Here is a 1,005-nt window from a genome sequence, read left to right on the forward strand (position 1 = left end):
CTCGACGACCTGCCCGCGGTCGCTCCAGTCGACCGCGGGCGGGTTCATGAAATGCGCCATGAGCTCGGGCGCGTGCTCGGGCAGATCCGGATCGTTCGGCCCCGGCGCGGTCGGCCGGGTCGCGATCAGCGTGAGGCCGGCGACGCGGTCCGGGTGGTCGAGGGCGAGGAGCTGGGCGATCCAGCCGCCGGTCCCGAAGCCGACGACATGCGCCGCCGCGAGCCCGTGCGCGTCCAGCACCCCGGCCGCGTCCGCGACCAGATCGCGCAACGTGTAATCGAGGCTTGACGAACCCGCCGAGCCTCCCTCGGCCTGCGCGGCTTCTGGCTGGGAACCGTCTGGTTGGAAGCCGTCAGCTGGGTTGGCGGCGGGCTGGTCGGTGGATGGTGTGGTGGTGGGCTGGGCGGTGGGTGTCGATCGTCCGGTGCCGCGCAGGTCGTAGCGGACGACGAACCGCCGGACCGCCGCCAAGCGCTCGCACAGCTCGTCCGGCCAGGTGAGCATCGTGTTGCCGATGAGCAGAAGGGGCGCCTCGGCCGGGTCCCCGAACGTCTCCACGCACAGGGCCGCACCGTTGACCTTGATGAAGGACTCCATGGAGAGTCAGACCGCCGCCACGCCCCCGACTCATCGCGGCCTCGCGAGCGGGTCGAGATCCGGTGGGGCTGTGTGGGCGCTGTGTGTGCGTCGCTTCGCCTGGTCTGGCTTTGCATGCTTTGCCTCGCCGTGCGCCATACCGAAATGTTCAATCTAGTCAGGATGATCTACTGGCATCGAACTGCAGGGCCTTCGACGTGTACTTGATCTGGACGTTCAGGTGGCCTTCTTGGAGGTGTTGAAACGACTTCCCTGGGGGCAGCGTTCGAGATTTACGCGCATGGGACATGGGTAGACGCGTTTACCCGAGAATGGGTGTTCGGGTGGTGGGGTGGCGCTTGCGTACGGGGCCGCCCCTCCAAAGTCAAGGGCGCCTTCGGCGTCGCTTCGCGATGGACTTCGTCCACC

At 67.9% G+C, this 1,005-nt stretch carries 1 protein-coding gene; it reads right to left on the minus strand.

Annotated elements, in window-relative coordinates; all coding sequences use genetic code 11:
• The coding region (locus tag ABZ914_RS51885) for an alpha/beta fold hydrolase (RefSeq protein WP_500201890.1) at positions 1 to 597 on the minus strand (597 nt) is incomplete at its 3' end.
• Positions 598 to 1,005 lie beyond the last annotated feature (408 nt).

Origin of the sequence: Spirillospora sp. NPDC046719, from assembly GCF_040645715.1 — a bacterium.
Taxonomy (GTDB): domain Bacteria; phylum Actinomycetota; class Actinomycetes; order Streptosporangiales; family Streptosporangiaceae; genus Spirillospora.